The sequence below is a fragment of the Gemmatirosa kalamazoonensis genome (assembly GCF_000522985.1).
Taxonomy (GTDB): domain Bacteria; phylum Gemmatimonadota; class Gemmatimonadetes; order Gemmatimonadales; family Gemmatimonadaceae; genus Gemmatirosa; species Gemmatirosa kalamazoonensis.
The window spans coordinates 541,769-556,690 of sequence record NZ_CP007129.1 but is presented as its reverse complement, the minus strand read 5'-3'; the positions used below and the strand labels follow the sequence as shown (position 1 = coordinate 556,690).

The 14,922-nt window shown below is 74.4% G+C and carries 14 protein-coding genes and 1 pseudogene; 5 read left to right on the top strand and 10 right to left on the bottom strand.

The window, feature by feature from the left end:
• Window positions 1–34 precede the first annotated feature (34 nt).
• Both J421_RS25375 and J421_RS25370 read right to left on the bottom strand, forming a co-directional pair.
• The gene (locus J421_RS25375; RefSeq protein WP_025413923.1) at window positions 35–652 is read right to left on the bottom strand and encodes a flavodoxin domain-containing protein; all 618 of its coding nucleotides are present in this window, start codon (window positions 650–652) and stop codon (window positions 35–37) included.
• Between the two features lie 24 nt (window positions 653–676).
• A complete protein-coding gene (locus tag J421_RS25370; protein ID WP_025413922.1) occupies window positions 677–2,329 on the bottom strand; it encodes a L,D-transpeptidase family protein in 1,653 nt (550 codons plus the stop codon).
• 130 nt (window positions 2,330–2,459) lie between these two features.
• Here J421_RS25370 and ppsA point away from each other — a divergent pair, with 130 nt between their 5' ends.
• Genes ppsA through J421_RS25355 form a run of 3 tightly spaced genes read left to right on the top strand, consistent with a single transcriptional unit; the run spans window position 2,460 to window position 6,485 of the window.
• Entirely contained in the window at window positions 2,460–4,844 is a 2,385-nt protein-coding gene (gene ppsA, locus J421_RS25365) for a phosphoenolpyruvate synthase (protein ID WP_201773176.1), read from the top strand.
• A gap of 50 nt (window positions 4,845–4,894) precedes the next feature.
• Window positions 4,895–5,806, top strand: a complete 912-nt coding sequence (locus J421_RS25360) for a universal stress protein (RefSeq protein WP_158508900.1) — start codon at window positions 4,895–4,897, stop codon at window positions 5,804–5,806.
• Window positions 5,807–5,813: 7 nt separating this feature from the next.
• Window positions 5,814–6,485: a DUF4389 domain-containing protein gene (locus J421_RS25355; protein WP_025413919.1), complete on the top strand. Its 672-nt coding sequence runs from the start codon at window positions 5,814–5,816 to the stop codon at window positions 6,483–6,485.
• Here the strand turns inward: J421_RS25355 and J421_RS25350 are convergent.
• From J421_RS25350 to J421_RS25325, 6 genes and pseudogenes are all read right to left on the bottom strand, one after another.
• Window positions 6,472–6,681: pseudogene (locus J421_RS25350) on the bottom strand (universal stress protein); the annotation flags it as partial. The gene J421_RS25355 and the pseudogene J421_RS25350 sit on opposite strands and share 14 nt — an antisense overlap.
• 76 nt (window positions 6,682–6,757) lie before the next feature.
• Entirely contained in the window at window positions 6,758–7,249 is a 492-nt protein-coding gene (locus tag J421_RS25345) for a pyridoxamine 5'-phosphate oxidase family protein (RefSeq protein ID WP_025413918.1), read from the bottom strand.
• 262 nt (window positions 7,250–7,511) lie between these two features.
• Entirely contained in the window at window positions 7,512–8,417 is a 906-nt protein-coding gene (locus J421_RS25340) for a helix-hairpin-helix domain-containing protein (protein ID WP_025413917.1), read from the bottom strand.
• A gap of 8 nt (window positions 8,418–8,425) precedes the next feature.
• Complete coding sequence (locus J421_RS25335; protein ID WP_025413916.1) at window positions 8,426–9,436, bottom strand: PEP-CTERM sorting domain-containing protein; 1,011 nt, start codon at window positions 9,434–9,436, stop codon at window positions 8,426–8,428.
• Between the two features lie 32 nt (window positions 9,437–9,468).
• The gene (locus J421_RS25330) at window positions 9,469–10,416 is read right to left on the bottom strand and encodes a universal stress protein (RefSeq protein WP_104023284.1); all 948 of its coding nucleotides are present in this window, start codon (window positions 10,414–10,416) and stop codon (window positions 9,469–9,471) included.
• A gap of 28 nt (window positions 10,417–10,444) precedes the next feature.
• Window positions 10,445–10,819 carry a hypothetical protein gene (locus J421_RS25325; RefSeq protein ID WP_025413914.1) on the bottom strand — a complete coding sequence of 125 codons (375 nt, stop codon included), beginning with the start codon at window positions 10,817–10,819 and terminating at the stop codon, window positions 10,445–10,447.
• A gap of 325 nt (window positions 10,820–11,144) precedes the next feature.
• Here J421_RS25325 and J421_RS25320 point away from each other — a divergent pair, with 325 nt between their 5' ends.
• A complete protein-coding gene (locus J421_RS25320) occupies window positions 11,145–11,744 on the top strand; it encodes a DUF2225 domain-containing protein (RefSeq protein WP_158508899.1) in 600 nt (199 codons plus the stop codon).
• 39 nt (window positions 11,745–11,783) lie between these two features.
• On the opposite strand, the gene J421_RS25315 is transcribed toward J421_RS25320, so the two are convergent.
• Window positions 11,784–12,458: an HdeD family acid-resistance protein gene (locus J421_RS25315; protein WP_025413912.1), complete on the bottom strand. Its 675-nt coding sequence runs from the start codon at window positions 12,456–12,458 to the stop codon at window positions 11,784–11,786.
• Window positions 12,459–12,678: 220 nt separating this feature from the next.
• On the opposite strand from J421_RS25315, the gene J421_RS25310 reads away from it, so the two are divergent.
• The gene (locus J421_RS25310) at window positions 12,679–13,224 is read left to right on the top strand and encodes a hypothetical protein (RefSeq protein ID WP_025413911.1); all 546 of its coding nucleotides are present in this window, start codon (window positions 12,679–12,681) and stop codon (window positions 13,222–13,224) included.
• A 27-nt stretch (window positions 13,225–13,251) separates the two neighbouring features.
• Here the strand turns inward: J421_RS25310 and J421_RS25305 are convergent, their stop codons facing one another.
• Window positions 13,252–14,847: a peptide ligase PGM1-related protein gene (locus J421_RS25305; RefSeq protein WP_236646368.1), complete on the bottom strand. Its 1,596-nt coding sequence runs from the start codon at window positions 14,845–14,847 to the stop codon at window positions 13,252–13,254.
• Between the last annotated feature and the right edge of the window lie 75 nt (window positions 14,848–14,922).

Genomic DNA, 14,922 nt, shown 5'->3' with positions numbered 1-14,922 from the left:
GATGCCTCCTGCGATGAATGGTGGAATGCAGTGCTCAGAGCCCGACCGCGACGCCCGACGTACGGCGTTGTCCGACGGCGACACGGGGCCGCGGCCGCGCGGGGTGCCGCTCCAGCAGCGCGACGAACGCGTCGACGAACCGCCGCACTTCCGTCCAGTCGGTCATCTCGTGATCGCGCGACGTGTCCGTCGGGCCGCCCTCGGCGCGGCTGATGCGCCGCAGCATCCAGCGCACGAGCGGGTGGTACTTCGTGTACGACATCGCGCCCGCGACCGACAGCGAGAGCGTCGGCTGCCACCCCGTGCGCTGCGCGAACTGATCGAGGAACGCGCTGGCTCTGCGGCGCTCGTGCGGATCGCGCGACGCCGCGGCGCCGCTGACGGAGAAGAAGCCGGATGGCAGGCGGCCGAGCGCGCGGCGTTCGGCGTGCACGAACTTTCGCAGCGACGCCTTGTGACGGCCGAACAGCACCGAGCCGCCGATCAGGACGCCGTCGAAGTCCGCGACGTCGAGGTCGTACGGGATCGCGTCGGCGCTCGCGAGCACGACACGGTCGCCCGACTCGCGCAGCCACTCGGCCATGCGCCGTGCGATTTTCTCGGTCTGACCGTAGCTCGTGCCGTACACGATGAGGATGTCGCGCGCAGACATGGGACGCTCCGTTCGGGTTCGGCCCTACGGTGCGCCCGGCGCGCGGGGCATGACATCGGGCGGACCACCGATGCGCGGTGCGGGGACGCCTGACGGTCGGGAGACCCGCGCCGCGACCGGCACGAGGCCGAGCGTACGCTCCAACGCCGCGTCGTGGCCGTAGACGTCGGGGTAGAAGCGCACCAGCCCGTCGTCGCCCTGCACGACGGTCCCGTAGAGCGTGAGCACCTCGATGGGACGCGCGACCGCCACGCGCCGCGACCACGGGCCGCTCGCCATGGCGTGCGCGATGGCCGCGCTGTCCCACTCGACCTGCCCGCGCAGCGCGAACGCGGCGAGCGCCGCGGGATCGGCGACGCGGATGCAGCCGTGGCTGAAGTCGCGGCGCGTCTGGCGGAACAGCTCCCGCGCCGGCGTCCCGTGCAGGTAGACGTTGTACGGGTTCGGGAAGACGAGCTTCACAGGGCCGAGCGCGTTGCGATCGCCTGGGCGCTGCCGCAGCCGGAGCGTGCCCGACGCCACTCGGGCGAGGTTCGCCGCGTTAGGCGCATACGTGCGCGCGGCCCGCCCGTCGTCGCCCGCCCGCACGATCTCCAGATCCTCCGCGTCGAGGGTGCCGGGCCGGCGCCGGATGCGCGGCAGCAGCTCGTTCGCCGCGATGCTCGGCGGGACGTCCCAGTAGGGGCGGAACACGACCTCGCGCATCGTCGCCGCGAACACCGGCGTGCGGCGCGCGCCGGCGGCGCGGCCCACGATCACGTCCATGCGCAGCGCCGGGTGCGCGGCGGTGGGGTCGTCCTCGAACGCGTAGAGACGGAACGCGGGGATGTTGACGACGACGAACCGCTGGGCCGCGGAGTCGGGGAGCCAGCGCCACCGCTCCAGCGTGAGCTCGATCTGCCGCACGCGGCGCGCGAGCGGCACCGCCAGCGCCGCCGCGGTGGCGGGGCCGACGTCGCCGTCGTACGCGAGCCCGTGCCGGCGCTGGAACGCGCGCACCGCCCCCGCCAGCGCATCGTCGTAGCGCGCGCTGTCGGCCGCCGGCGCACCGTTGGGCAGATCGCCGAGCGCGGCGAGCAGGCGTCGGAGCGTCGGCGCGTCGGCGAACGCGTCGCCGCGGCGCAGGCCGCCGCGCGGCAGGAGCGGCGCGTGCAGCGCGGGATCGGCGGCGAGCGCGCGGTAGCGGCCGAGCATCGCGAGCAGCGCGCGGTAGCCGGCATACGGCGGCTCCACGGACGCCAGCACCCGCGCCGCGTCGGTGTCGCTCCGCGCCCGGCTCAACGCGAGCAGCGGTGGCGCGAGATCCAGCTCGCCGTGCGAGTCGGGCAGGTGGAAGCCGAGGGCGTGCGGGTCGAGCCGGCCCATGTGCAGGTGCGTCAGGAAGCGCAGCGCCGCGCGCGTGAGCGCGACGTCGAGCGCGGCGGCCTCCGTCGTGGTGGCACCCGGCAGCGCCGCGAGCCGCGCGCCTAACGATTGCGCGCCGTAGTCCGCCGGCCGCAGCCCGCGCTCGTCGGCGCGACGGAGCAGCGCGACGAGCGCGTACGCCCCCGCGGTCGCGCGACCGCCGGCGTCGATCCAGCGCGGGCCGTCCGTCGCGGCCGCGACCGTCGGCTGCGCCCGCGCGCGCGCCGGAGCGGCGAGCAGCAGCGCCAGCAGTGCGATCGCGAACGTGCGCATGCCGCGATCATGCGTCGCCGCGTGGCATGCGTCTGTCAGGCAGGCCCCGTCGGTCGCGCATCGACTCCCCGACGGCGCGCGCGTGGGCGGCGACCCAAACTGACGGCATCACGCGCATCGGGAGTGAGCCATGTCCGCCATCGCCGTCGCACCCACCGAGCGGCTGGATGCCGCGACCGTACCGTCGCCGTCCGCGTCGCCGTCGTACATCCGCTGGTTCCGCGACCTCTCGCGCGACGACGTCGCGCTCGTCGGCGGCAAGGGCGCGAACCTCGGCGAGATGACGCGCGCCGGGCTGCCCGTGCCGCCGGGGTTCGTCGTGACCGTCGCGGCGTACGAGCGATTCGCCGGCGCGAACGACATCGCCGCCCAGGTGAGCGCGCGGCTCGCGCGCACCGACGTCGACGACACCGACCAGCTGCGCGCGGCGTCGCTCGCGCTGCAGAAGCTCGTTCGCGAGGCGCCCACCCCGGACGACGTGCGCGGCGCGATCCTCGACGCGTACGGCGCGCTCGCGCCGCTCGGCAACGACGGCACGACGCTCGTCGCGGTGCGCTCGTCGGGGACCGTGGAGGACAGCGCGCAGTTCTCGTTCGCCGGCATGTTCCAGAGCACGCTGAACGTGCGCGGCGCCGACGCGCTGCTGCGCGCGGTGAAGGAGTGCTGGACGTCGGCGTTCACCGAGCGGCTCATCTTCTACCGCGCGAAGCAGCACCTCACCGCGCCGGTGCTCGTCGCCGCGGTCGTGCAGCGCATGGTGAACGCCGACCGCTCGGGCGTGATGTTCACCGCGAACCCCGCGACGAACGATCGCACGCGCGTCGTCATCGAGGGCGCGTTCGGGCTCGGCGAGGTCGTCGTCCTCGGCGAGGTGACGCCGGACCACTACGAGGTCGACAAGCAGGGCCTCGCCGTCGTGGAGCGCGACGTCGCCCGCAAGGAGTTCATGCTCACGCGCGACGCGGCGAGCGGCGAGACGGTGCGCGTCGCGCTCGACGAGGTGAAGGGGCGCGAGCCGGTGCTCTCGAACGCCGAGGTGCGAGCGCTCACCGAGCTCGCGCTCGCCGACGAGGCGCACTACGGCGCGCCGCAGGATGCCGAGTGGGCGATCGAGGACGGCCGCATCTGGCTCGTGCAGACGCGCCCCATCACGACGTTGACCGAGAAGCCGGAGGGGCACGGCACGGGCGCGGAGCTGGTGCACGGCCTCGGCGCGAGTCCCGGGACCGCCTCGGGGCCGGCGCGCGTGCTCGGCAGCCCCGACGAGGGCGGCGCGCTGCGGGCCGGCGAGGTGCTCGTCGCCGCGATGACGTCGCCCGACTGGGTGCCGGTCATGCGCCGCGCCGCCGCCGTCGTCACCGACGCGGGCGGCATGACGTCGCACGCGGCGATCGTGTCGCGCGAGCTCGGCATCCCGTGCGTCGTCGGCACGCGCTCCGCCACGCGTGCGCTGCACACCGGCCAGGTCGTGACCGTCGACGGGCGGCTCGGCACGGTGGTCGACGGCGCTCCCGAGACGGCGGCCGCGCCGGCGGCGCTGCCTAACGCGACGGCGGCCGTCGAGCCGCGCGCGGGCGGCATCGTCACGGCGACGCGCATCTACGTGAACCTCGGCGAGCCCGATCTCGCGGAGCGGGTCGCCTGCCTCGACGTCGACGGCGTGGGGCTGCTGCGCGCGGAGTTCATGCTCCTCGCCGCCCTCGACCGCACGCATCCGCGCGTGCTGCTGCGCGACGGGCGCGGCGACGAGCTGGTGACGCGCATGGCCGCCGCGCTCGAGCGGTTCGCGTCGGCGTTCGCGCCGCGTCCCGTCATCTACCGCGCGACCGACTTCCGCACGAACGAGTTCCGCGGCCTCGCGGGCGGCGACGCGTTCGAGCCGCACGAGGAGAACCCGATGATCGGCTACCGCGGCTGCTTCCGCTACACGCGCGAGCCGGACCTGTTCGCGCTCGAGCTGAAGGCGATCGCGCGGGTGCGCTCCCGCTGGCCCAACCTGCACCTCATGATCCCGTTCGTGCGCACGGGCAGCGAGCTGCGCGCGTGCAAGCACGTCGTCGACGCGAGCGGGCTGACCGACGACCCGCGGTTCAGGCTGTGGGTGATGGCGGAGGTGCCGTCGGTCGTGTCGTGGCTCGAGGAGTACGTGCGCCTGGGCGTCACCGGCGTCTCGATCGGCTCGAACGACCTCACGCAGCTCGTGCTCGGCGTCGACCGCGACAGCGAGCTGGTGGCGCCGCTCTACGACGAGCGTGACCGCGCGGTGCAGGACGCGATTCGCGCGATCGTGCGCGAGTGCCGTCGCCTGGGCATCACGTGCTCCATCTGCGGGCAGGCGCCGAGCGTGCATCCCGAGTACGCGGAGTTCCTCGTGCGCGCCGGCGTCGACTCGATCTCGGTGAATCCGGACGCGGTGGACGCGACGCGCCGCAACGTCGCGGCGGCCGAGCAGCGGCTGCTGCTCGACGCCGCGCGCCGCGATGCTGGACCGACATTCGACCGGAGGTCCCCATGATCACCGCCATCTCGACATCCGAGCACAGGCCACTGTGCGAGCCCGAGGTCATGACACACCTCGTCGGCAGCATCCTCCTCGCGACCGACGAGTCCGAGCTGGCGAACGACGCGGCCCGCGTCGCGCTGGCCGTCGCGCGGCAGCACGGGCTCCCCATCGAGGTGATCCGGGTGATGGAGACGCGCGGCGTGCCGCTGCCGCCGCCCCTCGACGTCGCGATCGGGCTCGGCGACGAGCTGGTGGGGCACGTCGTGCACGAGACGCAGCGCACCGAGATCCGCATGGGGCTCGCCGCGGCGCTGCGCACGCCGGTGACGTGGCCGGTGCACGTCGCGATCGGCGCGCCGGCGTCGGCGATCGTGCGTGAGGCGCGACAGTCGCTCGCGGGCATGATCGTGCTCGGCCTCCGGCGGCACGGGTCGTTGGGCCGTGCGCTGCAGGACGAGACGGCGCTCCACGTGATGCGACACGCGCCATGCCCCGTGCTCGGCATCGTGCCATCGCTCCGCGGGCTGCCCGAGCGCGTCGTCGCGGCCGTGGACTTCAGTCGTGCGAGCCGAGCGGCGGCGCGTCTGGCGCGGGACCTCGTGGCGCCGGGCGGCATGCTCACGCTCGTCTACGTCTCCGCCGCTCTGCCGTTCCAGGAAGACGACGGGGAAGGGTACGTCCACGCGCTCGGCGTGGAGACCGGGCTCGCCCGCCTGCGCGAGACGTTCGACCGCGACGACGACGTCGCGGTGGAGACCGCCGTCCTGGGATGCACGTCTCGCCGCCCCGTCGGCGAGCAGCTCGTCGAGTTCGCCGAGCGCACGGGCACCGACCTGATCTCGTTAGGCAGCCGGCGCTACGGCCCGCTCGACCGCTGGCTGCTCGGCAGCGTGGCGACCGACGTCGCGCGCGACGGGCGCGTCTCGCTGCTCGTCGTGCCGCCGATCGCGAGCGCATCGACATCGCACGCGTGAGGACACCATGAGCTCCATCGCCGCGGCGGCGGGGCACGCCGCCACCCATCCCGTGCAGGTACACGTCGTGCCCGCGACGACGGGCCGCAACCGCCCGACGGTCGCGTTCCGGCCGCTCCTCGCGATCCCGCACCTGATCATGGTCGGCGGCCCCATCGCCGCCGCCGTCTCCTGGACGTGGCGCGCGGGCGCCGAGCGGCGGTACGAGATGGGCGCCGGCGGCGTGTTGGGCGCCGTCGCGTTCGCCGCCGCCGTCATCGCGTGGTTCGCGATCCTGTTCACCGGCCGGTACCCGGAGGGCCTCTACGGCCTCGCCGAGTACTACCTGCGGTGGCGGACGCGCGCCATCGCGTACGTCGCGCTCCTGCGCGACGAGTACCCGCCGTTCGGCGACGGGCGCTATCCGGCGCTCCTCGACGTGCGCGCGCCGTCGGGGGAGCGCGACCGCGTGTCGGTCGGGTTCCGGCTGTTCCTCGCCATCCCGCATCTCGTCGCGATCTGGGCGTTAGGCATCGCGTGGGCGATCGTGACCGTCGTCGCCTGGTTCGCGATCCTGTTCACCGGCGAGCATCCCGCGCCGCTGTACCGCTTCGCCGTGGGCGTGCTTCGCTGGACCGTCCGCGTCGAGGCGTACCTGCTGCTGCTGCACGACGAGTATCCGCCGTTCAGCCTCGGCTAGCGCTGGCGGCTTGCCGTGCGGTCGCGCCCTCGTGCCGCTGCGGTCGCGGGATGTGGTAGAGGAGCACGGCCGTCGGCGCCGTGCGGAGCACCTTGTCCGCGACGCTGCCGAAGACCAGCCGGCCCATCGGGCCGCGCCCGTGCGTCCCCAGCACGACGACGTCCGCGCGGAGGTCCGCCGCGGCGGCCGGCGCGGCGCGGCCATCGGGCGCTTCACCGAACCGTGTCCAGCATCGGCCGACGGGTTCGGCCCCCCGGGCGTCGTCGCGGTGCTCAGCCGCTCGCGGGCTCGCCGTCCGTCTCCGCGTTAGGCGGCGCGGCCGCGCGGCCCGTCATCTCGTCGACGTGGATGTGGAACAGCACGTCGCGGAACGCCACCGGGTCGTCCGGGCCGAGCGACTCGGGCACGATCGCCCGGAGCAGCGGCAGCGCGCGCGCGTAGCTCGCGCGATCGACGGTGTTGCCGTGCGGCTTCAGTCGATAGAACGTCCCGCGCACGACGACGCTCTCCCAGTCGAACGTGTCGCGGATCTCGTCCGTCTCCAGCGCGACCCACGGGTTGTGCGCGAGCGTCGCCAGCTTGGAGCCGGCCGAGGTCCGTCCGACGAGCCAGCCGTCGTCGTACGTGTAGTGGATCGGCTCGATCCACACGCGGTCGTGCAGCGCGTACGCGAGCCGGCCGACGTGCTGCCGGCGCAGCAGCGCGGCGCACTCGTCGTGCGACAGCTCGCGGAAGCGCGGCGGCGGGTGGGAACTGTGGGACATGACCGGTCTCCTCACGAGGGTCCGGCGGCCGCCGGCACGGCGGCCCGCGCCGGATGCCGAGCCGCGCCGGGCACCGCAGATCGTGCATTGCCGCGCGGTCGAGCGCGAGAACCTCGGGGTCGTTGCCGCCCACGATGAGCAGCGTCGGCACGCGCACCCGCCGCAGCGCGAGGCCCGCGATGCCGATCAACGGACGCGGCGTGACGCTCTGAGTCGCGACGCTTCGTGCGCGCACCGCGCGCCCGGGCGTACGCATTTGTGGTCAGGATGTGCATAAAGCCGCCTCGAGCGCCAGACACTCCGCCTCGCGGCCGCGCACCACCCGCCGTCCCTCCATCGGCCCGTACCGCGCCGTCACCACGGTGCTCGCGTGCTCGCCGCGTGCGCCGTCGTGGTAGATGACGAGCCAGTCGCGCGTCGCGCCGAGCCGGTGGGCGCGCGCCGTGTTGGAGTAGAGCGCGGTATAGTGGCGGTCGCCGCGCGTGGTGTGCAGCACCGGCAGCCACGCCTCGTGCTTCGGGTTGAACCGCCGGGGCGCGATGCGCGGCAGGTCGCCGGCCGCGGCGCGCTCGCGGTACTCGCGGTCGACGTCGAGGAGCTCACGCACGTCCGGCTCCGGCGCGGTGCCTAACGTCCGGCCCCGGCCCAGCCGCTCGGCGAGCGCGGCGCGGACGCCCTCGATGCGCTTGGCGCCGAAGCCCGGCACCGTGCGCAGCCGCCCGTCGTGCGCCGCGGCCTCGAGATCGGCGAGCGACGCGATGCCCAGCCGCTCGTGCACGCGCTCGGCCAGCGTGTGTCCCACGCCCGGCACCGATCCGAGGACGCCGACGGGGTCGTGCCCGCCGCGCAGCCGGTCGAGCAGCTCGAGGCGGCCCGTGGCCGCGAGCTCCTGGATCATGCGGGCGAGCCGCGCGCCGATGCCGGGCATCTGCTCGAGCGCGTCGATGCCGCCGCCGTCGAGCAGATGCCTGACGGTCACGCGCAGGCCGCGCACGGTGGCGGCGGCGTGGCGGTACGCCTGCACCCGGAACGGGTTCGCGCGCTGCTCCTCGAGCAGCCGCGCGACCTCCTCCAGCGCGGCGGCGATCGCGCGGTTGGACGTGTCGGGCGCTGCACGCGTCGGACGGCCGGCACGCGCGGGCGGCAGTACGACGAGGATGTCGGGCATCGGTTCGCTCACCCGGTCCGGCCGGCTCGGCGCCGGCGCACGCCCGCGACCAGCAGGAGCGACATGCCGCTCCCGAGGAGCACGAGCGTGCTCGGCTCCGGCGTGATCGTGGCCGCACCGCTGCTGGCGAAGAAATACGCGCCCGCGTCGACGGGATCGGCGCCACCGCTCGGATCAGGAACGGCGTAGTCGAACTCGATCGGGGCGAGCGTCGTCGTGAAGCTGCCCGGCGACGCGAAATGGAACGGCATCGAGGCGAAGATGCCGGTATGCGTCAACTGGGTCACCTGCCCTCGGAAGATCGTGAACTCGAACAGCCCGTTCACCGACGTGAACGGGCTCGACATCCGCAGGCTGAACGTCATCTGCTTCGCGTTCACGGCGAACAGGCCGGTGTTGCTGTCCCACGTGACCTGGCCGCCCCAGTTCGCCGACTCCATGGAGAGGAACGGGGCGAAGTACGTCGTCGCCTGCGTGGCCGGGTCCTGAGCCCACGCTCCCACGCCCGCGCCCGGCGACGAGAGGCCCAGGAGGCCGCCGGACCCGAACACGCTCGGGCCCCACGAGATCGTGCCGTGGAGGAGCGACGCTCCACCGAGCGCGGTCAGCGTCGAGTGAGCCTCCGAGGCCTCGCCGCCGTTCGACTCCGCGCTGGAGAGGAGCGAGATGTCGTACGGCGGGCCGGTGAGCACGCCGGCGAGGTCGACGTCCGCGCGCGAATGCGCCTCCCCACCCGAGGGCCTGAACCGCTGCGAGAACGCGCTCGCGGCGAACGTGTCCTGGTCGCCCGGGACGTCGATCCGCCCGCGCGAGTTCGGTGTGCCGAGCAGGTTTCCCGGACGCGCGAACGCCCACGTGCTCCAGTCGTACGTGAAGCCCGTGACGGCGGCGGACGGAGTGAACGTGACGTGCGCGTCGCTCTGGGTGCGCTGGGCGCTCGCGCGCCTCGGCCCGAGCGCGAGCACCGCCACGCCGAGGACGCGGCGATGGGCGAGCCACCGATTGCGATGACGCGGCACTGGAGCCTCCGGGTCGAGAGGATCGTCGTGCGTTAGGCGTTCGAGGCGACGAGGTCCGCGGCGCCGAGCGCCGGTTCGGGCGTGACGAGCAGGGCGCACGGTGCCGCGCGCAGCAGCCCCGTCGTGACACGCCCGACGAACAGCCGCTCGAGCAACGTGTGCCCCTGCCGGCCGGCGGCCATCACGTCGGCGACGTGCGACCACGCGAACGCCGTGAGGCGCTCGACCGGGTCGCCCTGCAGCGACGCCGGCACGATCGCGATGTCGCGCGGATGGTCGAGCAGCTCGCGCTCGACGCGCGCGAAGCGCTCGGGGAGGGCGCGCTCGTATGCCGCGTCCTGTTCGGCGTGCGCCGGCGTGTCGACCGCGTGGCGCCGCCACACGTGCACGAGGTGCAGGGTGCCGCCGGGCGCGAGCAGGTCGCGCGCGGCCCGCGCCGCGATCACGCTCGACGCGCTGAAGTCGATCGCGGCGACGGCGACGTGCGGCGGCACGCGCATCGGCTCCCGCGCGATCGCGAGCACCGGACAGGGCGCGTGGCGCGCCACGCGTACCGCGACCTCGCCGAACAGGCGGGCCGTCACGTCGTGGTGGCCGGCGCCGACGACGATGAGCGACGCGCTCGCCGCGCGCGCGGCGTCGGCGATCGCGTGCGCCGGATCGTCGCCGCTCACCGTGACGGGCCACGTGTTAGGCACCTCGCCGGCGGCGCGGAGCTGTCGCGCGACGCGCTCGCGGCGGGCGGCGGCGTACTCCTCCACGTCGGGCACGTACGGCACGCCGGCGACGCTCACGTCGAGCGTCGGAAGCTCCAGCGCGGAGACGACCGAGACGGCGCGGCCGTCGTACGCGACGAGGCGTCGCACCGTCTCGAGCGCGGCGTCGCCCTCGTCGCCTGGTGTGCCCACGACGATGGGCCCGGGCGCCGTGACGCGGTCCGGGAGCGCGCACGCTCCGTTCGGTATGGACAGTGAGGACATCGAACCCTCCGGTTGCCGATGATCGCGCTCACCACCACGCGTCGTCGCAGTACGCCCGCGTGCACCACTGCGCGAGCCGCGCGTCGAACGCCGCGGGGCTCGACGCGGTCGACGGCGTGCGGCCGCTGAGACGCAGCACGCCGCTGCCGAGCGTGTGCTCGCGCGCGAGGGCCGTCACGGCGCCGACGACCTGGTCGCGCGAGAGGCCCCGTGCGCGCATCTCGTCGACGAGATCGGTGACCGCGGCCCGCAGCGCCGCGGCCGTCTCCGGCGACGGGCGGGCCATGGCCGTGTCGAGACGACGGAGGCAGCGCTCGGCGACCTCCGAGCCACGCTCGGATGACGTCGGCGCGATCCCGGCGTCCTCGGCCGACGGCGCGCGGGTGATGAGGGCGATCGACATCGTGCGGTTCTCCCACCGAGCGAGGGCGTGCGTGGACGCCGCCTAACGTGCCGGACGAGGCGGCCGGCCGGTGTCGGGCAGTCACGGACACGCCGTGGTTCCGTCGCGCCGGCGCTCGCCGACGTCGCGAGCGTCGCTCGTGTCGGGGATCGCCCGACGGCGTGGCGGGCGACGCTGGGCGCCACGTTCGGGAAGCCCCCGATGGAATCATCCGACCGCGAACGGCATTCTCGCCGACAGTCGCGGCAGCGCGGTGAATGTCTCTCCGACGCCTGCGCGGATGTCACCGACAGCGGAGGCCGGCCGGACGTCGCCGGGACGGACGATGCGCGCTTCACGAGAGATCACGCTGCAGTGCCCGGTGTGTGGGACATGGTTCTCGGCCGCGGCGCCCGAGGAGAGCGACGCGCGCGCCCGGACGAGCACCGACTTTCACCGTCGCGTCGACGGCCCCGAGCCGGTCGCGTACCTCGTCGCGCTGTGCGGCGCGTGCGGCTTCGCGGGTCCTCGCGACGACTTCGCGTGCGACGTCGTCACCGGCGCCTCGACGGCCGCGCTGGACGGCGTGATGGCGTCGCGGGGCGACCGCGTCGCGGCGTCCGAGAAGTACGAGGCCGCGGCGGACATCGCGGCGCGGCGCGGTGACGGCGACGCCGCCGTCGCCGACCTCCTGCTGCGGGCCGCGTGGTGCTGCATCGACGAGGGCGACGTCGAGGCCGAACGGTTCTTCCGGCGTCGCGCGGCGCGAACGTTCGAGCGTGCGCTCGCGCTCTACGACGAGGTGGCGCGCGAGCGCCGCGCGGTGGTGACGTACCTCGTCGGAGAGCTCTGGCGGCGCGCCGGCGATGCGGCGCGCGCGCGCGCGCGTGGTTCGACCGCGTCGCCGACGAGATCGTCGACGCGACCGGGCAGCGGTGGCTCGTGACGCTCGCGGTCCAGCAGCGCGACCGGCCGAGCGAGTGGCTCACGGGCGAGGCACGTCGAGCCGCGGCGTGACGTCGTGCCGTCGGACGGCTCGTGACTGCACGCGACGTCGAAGCACGTGCTGCTCGCGGCGTAGCCGTACCGCGAGCCCGGCGAGGAACAGCCCGGACAGCAGCGCGTACACGCCGATCACGCGCGCCGCCGTCGCCGCGGCCCCCGCCGGCTGCGCGAGCAACGCGCCCGCGGCGATCACCGAGGTGGCGCCGACGGCGGCGACGAGGCGCGCATGCGGCAGCACGCGGCTCAGCTGCGTGGCGAGCACGAGCTCCGAGGTCCCGGCGAGCGCCATCCAGACGGCGAGCGCGCCCAGCAGCGCACCGGTGAGCGCCGTCGGCCACGAGAGCAGCACCACCGACACGAGCGCCGCCGCGAGTCCGTAGACGAGGAACGGCCAGGCCCGCTCGTGTCGCCGCGCGAGCTCGCGCGCGACGCTCACCGCCGCGGCGGCGGAGACGAGGGTGTAGCCGGCGAACAGCGCGAGCAGCGCGGCGATGGACAGCTCCGGCAGCACGAGCGTGCCGAGACCCACGACGACGGCCGCCGCAGCGCGCAGCGCGACGCCCGGCCATCGAATGTGATGGTGCTCGCCGGCGCGCGTGACGCGGCGGTCGGTCTCGGTGGCGACGTGCGCGAGCTCATGATGGATGGCGGACATGGTCGGCCCCCCGGTGTGGTCGACGGCCGGCTTCGCAGGTCGTCGCCCCTGCATGATTTCGCGATGTCGGCCACGCGGCCATCGGCCGATGACCGATGCCGCGTCGGGCAATCCCGCGCGAGGTCGGCCCATTCACCCGACGGTGCGCGCGCGCGCGGGGACCGACGTTGCGCGGGTGCGGCGTGTGCCGCGTACACGAGGGGATCTCACGTCCATGTCCATGACGCGGCTTCGCGACACCATGACGCACGCGGGTACGCACGCGGGTACGCGCGCGGCCCTCCTCGCCGCGCTGCTCGGCGCGGCGGCACGATCCGGCGCGCAGGGCACGGCGGTCGACTCCGGCCCGACGCCGTCGCGTGCGGACACGAGCCGCGCGTGTCCCTACGTCCGCTGCGCGCTCGGCATCGCGCCGGTGTGGAACGGCCTCGCGGTGGTGCGTGGGTCGTCCGGCGCGCACGTCGCGACGCTGGGCTTCTTCCGCGCGCGTCCGCTGCCGCCGCTGTTCGCCGCGCACGACTCGGCCGCGCACTACGCGGCGCGCGCCGTCCGCGTGCGGCGGCAGGCCAGCGCGCTGACGGACGGCGGCGCGCTGCTGCTCGCGGTCGGTGGCGTGCGCGCGCTCGCGGCCGGCCGCCTCGATCGCGGCGGAAGCATCGTGCTGGGTGCGGGCGCCGCGGCGTTCGCGGTGAGCGTGCCGCTGCAGTTCGCGGCCGACGGGCATCTGAGCCGCGCCGTGTGGTGGTACAACGCGACCCTGCGCTGAGGCGTCGACTCGGCGACCTGCCTGCGATCACGCCGCGCGCACGGGCGTGCGCGCCGCGCCCACCACGCGCTGGAGGGCGTCCACCGTGTCGTCGTAGAGCTTCTGCGCGTGCTCGCGCGTCGGGCCGATGCACACGGCGCCGAGCTTTCCGTGATCCGACAGCGCGCCGAGGAGATGGAACACGACGCCCCGCGCGGTCGCTCCGTCGAAGTGCAGCCGCTCGTTGCCCACGATGTCGAACAGGTCCTCCGGAGCCAGCCCGCGATACGCCGGGTCGTGCAGGTTGTCCGACGCGACGTAGTAGCACGGCTGGCCCGTCGGCGTGTGGTAGAGTCCCGTCGCCGGGTCGTACGCGCCGTCCGTCAGGAACTGCAGCGTCAGGTACGGATGCGTGGTGCCGCCCTTTCGCAGGTTGATCTCGATCGCGCGGTGGTCCCACGCCGCGCCGCGCCGCGTCGACACGAAGTCCACGGCGAAGCGGCCGATCGCCCCGCGGTCGCGCAGCACCTCCGCGATCCGTCGACCGCTCTCGTGCAGCCCCGCGGCGCACGACGGATCGGCGGGGAACGCGCACCCGAGGAACACCTGCCCCGTCGGTCCGCCGAGGACCTGGTCGTGCGTGGACACGATCTGCACGCGGCCGAGCGGGTCGATCCGGCACTGCACCGACGGGGAGCATGCCGAGCCGGCGTCGCCGTGCTCGACGAACGCCTCCACGATGCCGCCCATGCGCGCGAGCTTCGCGCGATAGCTCTCCCAGGTCTCGCCCGGCGCCACGCAGCGCGCCCGTGCGGGCAGCGCCGCGCGCAGCCACCGCGCGAGGCCCGAGCCGTTAGGCGCGCCGTCGAGCGCGAGGACGGCGTTGCCTTCGCCGGAGAACCCCTCCTCGAGCTTGATCACGACGCGGCGCAGGAGCGGTCGGCGCCGCTTGAGGGCGACCAGCGCGTCGACCAGGTCGTCCACGTCGCGCAGGCGCTCGTGTCCGTCGGGCATCGCGACGCCCGCCTGGCGGAACACCTCGCGGCTGCCGCTCTTCGTCCCGAGATCCGCGAGCGCCGGATCGCACGCGTACAGCGGCACGCCGAGTCGCACGGCGAGCGTGCGCTCGAGCGCCGTGGCGTTGAAGCAGCTGACGTGCGCGGTCGTGGGGTCCGCGATCGCCGCGCGGATCGCGTCGACGAGCCACGGCCGGTCGAGGATCTTGCGCGTCAGCGGCGCGGGCGAGTCGTCGCCGCACGACAGGAGCGTCAGGCGCCGGCGCGCGTGGCTCACCGGGACGCCCGGCAGCAGGTGGAGATAGTAGTCGATGATGGACGGAGCGATCGGCTGGCTCGTCACGTAGACCAGACGCGTGTGCGGCAGCCGGAGCAGCATGAGCAGACAGAGCAGCCGCTCCTCGTAGTGCGACGCGCCGACGAGCTTCGTCAGCGCCTCCGCGTCGAGCGACATGCTGGGCACGACGACGACGGTCCGCGGCGCGAGCGGATCGGGAAAGATTCGCCGGTACATCGGCGCCAGCCCCCGCTGCAGATCGGCGAACGCGCGCCGCTCGTCCGGTGAACCCGGCATCGGTGCCGCACGGGGCGGCCGGTCGTTCGTGCGCTCGGTTGGCGAGTCGGGCATGATCGCTCCCACGTCTCATGCGCGGGCACCGTGACGTCGGTGCGTGGTGCGGCGGACCGCGGCCCAACTTGGCGG

Bases quoted from the DNA above. Each gene is read 5' to 3' on its own strand.
- J421_RS25370 (WP_025413922.1), bottom strand. From the start codon at position 2,329: ATGCGCACGTTCGCGATCGCACTGCTGGCGCTGCTGCTCGCCGCTCCG.
- J421_RS25375 (WP_025413923.1), bottom strand. From the start codon at position 652: ATGTCTGCGCGCGACATCCTCATCGTGTACGGCACGAGCTACGGTCAG.
- J421_RS25325 (WP_025413914.1), bottom strand. From the start codon at position 10,819: ATGTCGATCGCCCTCATCACCCGCGCGCCGTCGGCCGAGGACGCCGGG.
- J421_RS25320 (WP_158508899.1), top strand. From the start codon at position 11,145: ATGCGCGCTTCACGAGAGATCACGCTGCAGTGCCCGGTGTGTGGGACA.
- J421_RS25310 (WP_025413911.1), top strand. From the start codon at position 12,679: ATGACGCGGCTTCGCGACACCATGACGCACGCGGGTACGCACGCGGGT.
- J421_RS25360 (WP_158508900.1), top strand. From the start codon at position 4,895: ATGACACACCTCGTCGGCAGCATCCTCCTCGCGACCGACGAGTCCGAG.
- J421_RS25345 (WP_025413918.1), bottom strand. From the start codon at position 7,249: ATGTCCCACAGTTCCCACCCGCCGCCGCGCTTCCGCGAGCTGTCGCAC.
- J421_RS25305 (WP_236646368.1), bottom strand. From the start codon at position 14,847: ATGCCCGACTCGCCAACCGAGCGCACGAACGACCGGCCGCCCCGTGCG.
- J421_RS25330 (WP_104023284.1), bottom strand. From the start codon at position 10,416: ATGTCCTCACTGTCCATACCGAACGGAGCGTGCGCGCTCCCGGACCGC.
- J421_RS25315 (WP_025413912.1), bottom strand. From the start codon at position 12,458: ATGTCCGCCATCCATCATGAGCTCGCGCACGTCGCCACCGAGACCGAC.
- J421_RS25355 (WP_025413919.1), top strand. From the start codon at position 5,814: ATGAGCTCCATCGCCGCGGCGGCGGGGCACGCCGCCACCCATCCCGTG.
- ppsA (WP_201773176.1), top strand. From the start codon at position 2,460: ATGTCCGCCATCGCCGTCGCACCCACCGAGCGGCTGGATGCCGCGACC.
- J421_RS25340 (WP_025413917.1), bottom strand. From the start codon at position 8,417: ATGCCCGACATCCTCGTCGTACTGCCGCCCGCGCGTGCCGGCCGTCCG.